Genomic DNA, 5,828 nt, shown 5'->3' on the forward strand with positions numbered 1-5,828 from the left:
CCATGGCGGCATCGGATACTCGCGCCACAAGCCGTTCGAGCATATCTACCGCCACCACCGCCGCTATCGCATCACCGAAGGCGCCGAAGAAATCCAGATGCGAAAAGTCGCGGCTTACCTCTTCGGGTTCCTCGGGCCGCGGAAGGAGATGTTTTCCTGACGATCGCGGGCGCCCGTCAGTGGGCGGCGGTCTTCGACCAGATATTCATGATCGCCACGCCCGCGACGATCAGCGCCATGCCGACGATTGCGGGCGCATCGAGGCGCTGGCCCTGAAAGATCCACGCGACGGTGGCGATCAGCACGATGCCGACCCCCGACCAGATCGCATAGGCGACGCCGGTCGGGATGTCGCGCAGCGCCAGCGACAGGAAATAAAAGGCGACGCCATAGCCCGCCGCCATGATCAGCGAGGGGCCGAGATGGCGGAAACCGTCCGACTGTTTCAGGAACGATGTCGCGATCACTTCGGCGACGATCGCGATCCCCAGGTAGATATAATGCAACGCGTGCCCCCTAACGTTTGCGCACGAACTCGGCGCGCAGCACCAACCCCTTGATCCCGTCATGCCGGCAGTCGATTTCCTGATCGTCGCCGGTCAGGCGGATCGACTTGATCACGGTGCCGACCTTCAGCGTCTGCCCCGCGCCCTTGACCGTCAGGTCCTTGACCAGCACGACCGAGTCACCGTCGGCCAGCAGATTGCCGACCGCGTCGCGCACCTCGGGGCCCGCCGCCGCGGCGGCGGCGCGGTCGCGCGCGTCGCGCGCGGACAGCCATTCACCGCTCGCCTCGTCATAAACATAATCCTCGTCGTCGCTGATCATTCTCTTATCCCGGTTTGCGGAAACGCAACGCGAACTGGTCGGTCTTGCCGCGGATTTCCTTGTCGAAGACGTTTGCCGTACGCGGATCGTCGGTGCGTTTATAGAGGTCGCTTTCGGCCTCGAGCGTGAAGCCCGCCTTGGTCAGCGCGGCGACCACTGCCGCCTTGTCGATGCGGTGCAGGCTGTCGGACAATGTCGTGCCGCTGCCGTCGGCGGCGCTATGGTCGACGACGACGAGCGTCCCGCCCGGCTTCAGGGCCGCGAACAAGGCGGCGCTCGCCTTGTCGCCGGTCCCTTCGGGAAAAGGCTTGAGGTAGAGGTCGTGGAAATTCTGCACCGTGATGATCGTGTCGAGCGGTGTGGCGAACGCGGGCGCCGCGAACGGGCCGGCGACCGCGTCGACATTCGGATAGGCGGCATCGACGGCGGCCTGGTCGTCGCCATATTGTTTCTTGAAGGCGATGAACTCGGCGGGCTGGAAGGCGAACACGCGCCCGGCGGGGCCGACGGCGGCGGCGAGCAGCCGCGTCACATAACCGCCCCCCATCACGAAATCGCCGACCTGTTCGCCGGCGGCGATCTGGGCGAAGGCGAGCAGTTCGGCGGGCTTGCGTACGGCGTCGCGTTCGCGGTCGGCGGCGGGGCGCGCGGGATCGGCGAGCGCGGCGCCATAATCGGGCGTGGCGGGCTGCTGCGCCGCGAGCGGGGCGGACGCGGCGAGGAGAAGGGCAAGGGAAAGCGAGCGGAACATGATGGCGACTCCTGTTGCTTGACCTTGCCATCATAGCGTCTTGCCGCAGCCCCGGCGCGCTTATTTGCATCTCGCGATTTTGATGATAGGTTTCTTCGTGAAACTAAAAAATCGGGAGAGTGGACATGCATGATCTGGTGATTCGCGGTGGCACGGTCGTCGATGGTTCGGGCGGCGCGCCTTTCGTTGCCGACGTCGCGGTCGACGGCGATCGTATCGTTGCCGTTGGCGAAAATCTGGGACCCGCGCGCGAGGAAATCGACGCCGCGGGCAAGATCGTCACCCCCGGCTTCGTCGACGTCCACACCCATTATGACGGGCAGGCGACGTGGGATGCCGAAATGGCGCCGTCGAGCTGGCACGGCGTCACCACCGTCGTGATGGGCAATTGCGGCGTCGGCTTTGCCCCCGCCAGGCCCGACCGCCACGAATGGCTGATTTCGCTGATGGAAGGCGTCGAGGACATCCCCGGCACCGCGCTTGCCGAAGGCATGTCGTGGGACTGGGAGACCTTCCCCGAATATATGGACGCGCTCGAGAAACTGCCGCGCACCGTCGACGTCGCGTGCCACGTCCCGCACGGCGCCGTCCGCGCCTATGTGCTCGGCGACCGCGAAAAGCCCGGAGCGATCCCGACCGACGAAGATATCGCCGAAATGTCGCGGATCGTCGAAGAGGGGGTGCGGGCGGGTGCGCTCGGCTTCTCGACCAGCCGCACCGTGCTGCACAAGTCGGTCGACGGCGAACTCGTCCCCGGCACCACGGCGACCGCCGAGGAACTGATCGCCATCGGCCGCGCGATGGGGCGTGTCGGTTACGGCGTGTTCGAAATGGCGAGCGACATGAAGCGCGAGTGGAACGAGTTCCAGTGGATGGGCGATTTGAGCCGCGAAACCGGACTGCCAGTGACCTTCGCCGCGCTCCAGTCGATCGCGAAGGAACTGCCGCTCGAAGAGCAGATTTCAGAGATGCGGAAACAGAATGCGACCGGCGCGAACATCGTCGCGCAGATCGCGCTGCGCGGCAACGGCATCATCATGGCGTGGCAGGGGACGGTGCATCCGTTCCGCTTCAAGCCCGCGTGGAACGAGATCATCGACCTGCCGTGGACCGAGCAGCTCGCGAAGCTGAAGGACCCGGCGTTCAAGGCGCGGATGATCGAGGAGGCCAACGTCTGGCCCGAAAGCGACATCCTCGACTTCCTGAAGGTCGTCGCCGAAGGCTGGCCGGTCCATTTCGAGATGGACCCCGACTTCAACTATGAGCCCAAGATGGACGAGAGCATCATGGCGCGCGCGGTCGCGGCGGGCGTATCGCCGTCCGAATATGCCTATGACCTGCTGATGAAGGACGACGGCAAGGGCTTCATCTATTTCCCGATTTTGAACTACCGTGACGGCAACCTCAATTTCCTCGAGGATTTGCAGGCGGCGGGCGACACGGTGAACAGCCTGTCGGACGGCGGCGCGCATTGCGGCACGATCTGCGATGCCGCGTCGCCGACCTTCATGCTCCAGCATTGGGTGCGCGACCGTAAAGGCCATCGCATCGCGCTCGAACATGCGGTCAAGCGCCAGTGCCGCGATACGGCGCTGCTCTATGGGCTCGAGGATCGCGGCGTGCTCGCGCCGGGTTACCTTGCCGATTTGAACGTCATCGACATGGATGCGATCAAGCTCGGCAAGCCCTGGCTCGCCTTCGACCTTCCCGCCGGTGGCAAGCGCCTGCTGCAAAAGGCCGATGGTTATGTCGCGACGGTGAAGTCGGGCGTGGTGACGTTCCGGGACGGAGCGATGCAGGGGCCGACGCCAGGCGGCGTCATCCGCGGCCCGCAGCGCGTCGAAATGGCGATGGCGGCGGAATAATACCACCCTCTCTTCCCGTCATTGCGAGGAGCGAAGCGACAAAGCAATCCAGAGCGGCGCAGGCCGCTCTGGATTGCGTCGCTTCGCTCGCAATGACGCTTAGCCGAGAGCGGCCGCGGTCTTCTCCACATCGGCCGCGTTACAATAGGCGTGGAAGGATAACCGCATTACGCTCCCGCGGAAATCGGCGCGAAGCCGGTGGCGGTCGAGCGCCTCGGCGACGCGACTCTGGTCGGCGCCGGTCTCGATGCAGAGCGTTCCGCCGATCGCGCCCGTAGGCCAGCGCCACTGCGGCGTCTTCGTCTCGAGCGCGTCGCGCAGCATCGCCTGCAACGCGCGGTTGTGCGCGCGAACCGCATCGACCCCGATCGCCGCAATCTCCGCAATCCCGGCAGTCGACAGGATGAACGGCGCAACATCGGGGGTGCCGCCCCACCAGCGTCTTGCGTCGGAGGCATAACGGAAGTCGCGGATGTCCATCTCGAACGGCTTCTCATGGCTCCACCAGCCGCGCTCCATCGGATCGAGCGCGGTGCGGTCGTGCGGGGCGACCCAGAGCCACGCTGCGCCGGGTCCGCCGCACAGCCATTTGACGCTGGTTCCGAGCGCGGCATCGACGCCCCAGCCGGCGGGCGTCGCCGGCACCACGCCGACCGACTGCGCGCAGTCGGCGATGCAGCGCGCGCCCGCCGCCTTCGCCGCTGCGGCAACCGCGGCCATGTCGGTGAGCGCGCCGCTGTTCGAGCTGACATGCATCGCGATGACCAGCGCGACGTCGTCGCCGAGCGCTGCGGCCCAATTCGCCGGATCGCGGACGTCGGCATCGTCGGGCAGGTAGCGCGTCTTCCATCCCGCCGCGGCGAGCCCGCTCGCGAGATAGCCGATCGTCGGAAAGGCGCTCGGCGCGAGCAGGATCGTGCGCCGGTCGGTCGCTTGCCCGAGCGCCGAGATGTAGCGCGACAGGCCTGCGGTGACGTTCGTTGCGGGGCAGAGGTCGCGCGCCTCGACACCGATGAGCCCCGCCAGTGCCGCGCGCCATTCGTCGATCGCATCCAGCCAGTGCGGCCACGCCTCGCCCGTCTCACGCCAGGGTACCAGCAGCTTGTCGCGGAGCAACGCCTCCGCCGCACGCGGCTGGCAGCCGACGCTGTGGCTTTTGAGATAGATGGCATCGGGTGGCAGGTAGAAGCGGTCGCGGGTCGCCTCCGGAAGCAGCGCCCCGTTCACAGCCCGCTGCCGTGCCCGGCGGCCGAATGGCCGCTGATGCTGTCGCGCTTGACCCCATATTCGGCGCCCCAGCGGTCGGTCATCTCGGCGCGAATGTCCCAGAGATCGGGGAAGAAGCGGTGCCGCGTCCCCGCGTTGAGCAATTCGACCGGGCGCCCCTTCAGCGACTTCGACCCCATGCCGATCGACCGGTGGATGAGGTAGATGTGGAGCGCGCGGAAGATCTGGAACTGCTCGTCGAACTCGATCAGCGCTTCCGCGACCATATAGGCTTCGTCATGCGTGTAGCCGGTATCGTAGACATCGGCGACGCTGCGCCCGGCGGGGTCCAGATAGGCGGCCTTGTAGCGCGCCCAGAGCGGCTGCGGCAGGGTCAGCAGCAACTGGAAACCGGGACTTTCCTGCCCTGATCCGTTGCCAAGCTGGAGGCGGATCGACTGATAGTCGAACGGGCTCATCGTTTCGAGCAGTGAAAGCTGGCTCGTCATCAATCGCATGATGCGGTTGACGCGGTCGAACAGCGTGAGGACGCGCATCGTCTCGCCCGCCGCCATATGGCCGTCGATTTCGCCGAGGGTGAAGGCGATCAGCTTCATCCAGAGCTCCTCGACCTGATGGACGATCTGGAACTGGAGTTCGTCGGGGGTGCAGATGTCGGCGAGCGGTTTCTGGCATTCGAGCAGGCGGTCGACCGCGAGATAGACGCCATAGTCCTTCATGTCGGGGGTTTCGATGCGGCGGTGGAGGTCGTTCTTGTCGAGCATGGTCTGCTCCTTCTGGCTTTGGGACACGGATGGTGGGCGGCGCCAAACTGCGCCAGTACCTATCCGCGCGGCGCCACACCCGCGGGCGGCCGCCGCGGCGAGCCTGCCTGACCGAGCCACAGGAGAGGCACGCCGCCGCTCATGGCGCCAGCAGGTCCGCAGGCAGCGTCGGTTCGCCTAGGATCAGCGCCATGCGCCGCCAGATTTCGTCGCGGTCGGGGTTGCCGCGCTCGATGAAGCCGCGGACGATCTCCTCGCCGAGACCATAGTTGATGACATAGCTGCGATATTTGTCGGTGAAGGCGGTCATCTGTTCGGCGCGCGCGGGCGAGACGAGCAGATATTTCTGCGTGAGTGCCAGCGCCGTGGGGCGATCGATCTGGCCGTCGAGAT

General features: G+C 66.0%; 7 protein-coding genes and 1 pseudogene. 2 read left to right on the forward strand and 6 right to left on the reverse strand.

What is annotated here, in order from left to right:
- On the forward strand, window positions 1-160 hold a 160-nt coding region (locus VGD20_RS01750; protein WP_331132813.1), incomplete at its 5' end, for an acyl-CoA dehydrogenase family protein.
- A gap of 16 nt (window positions 161-176) precedes the next feature.
- Here VGD20_RS01750 and VGD20_RS01755 read toward each other — a convergent pair.
- The 3 genes from VGD20_RS01755 to VGD20_RS01765 are packed head-to-tail and all read right to left on the reverse strand — an operon-like array spanning window position 177 to window position 1,579.
- On the reverse strand, window positions 177-506 hold the full coding sequence (locus VGD20_RS01755) for a DMT family transporter (protein WP_331132807.1): 330 nt from the start codon (window positions 504-506) through the stop codon (window positions 177-179).
- Window positions 507-516: 10 nt separating this feature from the next.
- On the reverse strand, window positions 517-828 hold the full coding sequence (locus tag VGD20_RS01760; protein WP_331132808.1) for an alkylphosphonate utilization protein: 312 nt from the start codon (window positions 826-828) through the stop codon (window positions 517-519).
- A gap of 4 nt (window positions 829-832) precedes the next feature.
- On the reverse strand, window positions 833-1,579 hold the full coding sequence (locus VGD20_RS01765; protein WP_331132809.1) for a methyltransferase: 747 nt from the start codon (window positions 1,577-1,579) through the stop codon (window positions 833-835).
- Window positions 1,580-1,704: 125 nt separating this feature from the next.
- Between VGD20_RS01765 and VGD20_RS01770 the strand changes: the two genes are divergently transcribed.
- Window positions 1,705-3,444, forward strand: a complete 1,740-nt coding sequence (locus VGD20_RS01770) for a D-aminoacylase (protein WP_331132810.1) — start codon at window positions 1,705-1,707, stop codon at window positions 3,442-3,444.
- A gap of 99 nt (window positions 3,445-3,543) precedes the next feature.
- Here the strand turns inward: VGD20_RS01770 and VGD20_RS01775 are convergent, their stop codons facing one another.
- The 3 genes and pseudogenes from VGD20_RS01775 to VGD20_RS01785 all read right to left on the reverse strand — a co-directional run.
- Window positions 3,544-4,671, reverse strand: a complete 1,128-nt coding sequence (locus VGD20_RS01775) for an aminotransferase class V-fold PLP-dependent enzyme (RefSeq protein ID WP_331132811.1) — start codon at window positions 4,669-4,671, stop codon at window positions 3,544-3,546.
- Window positions 4,668-5,435, reverse strand: a complete 768-nt coding sequence (locus tag VGD20_RS01780; protein WP_331132812.1) for a tryptophan 2,3-dioxygenase family protein — start codon at window positions 5,433-5,435, stop codon at window positions 4,668-4,670. The genes VGD20_RS01775 and VGD20_RS01780 overlap by 4 nt, the downstream gene beginning before the upstream one ends.
- A gap of 139 nt (window positions 5,436-5,574) precedes the next feature.
- Window positions 5,575-5,828, reverse strand: a pseudogene (locus VGD20_RS01785) (hypothetical protein); the annotation flags it as partial.

Origin of the sequence: Sphingopyxis sp. (assembly GCF_036402335.1) — a bacterium.
GTDB lineage: Bacteria > Pseudomonadota > Alphaproteobacteria > Sphingomonadales > Sphingomonadaceae > Sphingopyxis.

Excerpts from the sequence above, each read along its gene's own strand:
- VGD20_RS01780 (WP_331132812.1), bottom strand. The coding sequence starts at position 5,435 with ATGCTCGACAAGAACGACCTCCACCGCCGCATCGAAACCCCCGACATG.
- VGD20_RS01770 (WP_331132810.1), top strand. The coding sequence starts at position 1,705 with ATGCATGATCTGGTGATTCGCGGTGGCACGGTCGTCGATGGTTCGGGC.
- VGD20_RS01760 (WP_331132808.1), bottom strand. The coding sequence starts at position 828 with ATGATCAGCGACGACGAGGATTATGTTTATGACGAGGCGAGCGGTGAA.
- VGD20_RS01765 (WP_331132809.1), bottom strand. The coding sequence starts at position 1,579 with ATGTTCCGCTCGCTTTCCCTTGCCCTTCTCCTCGCCGCGTCCGCCCCG.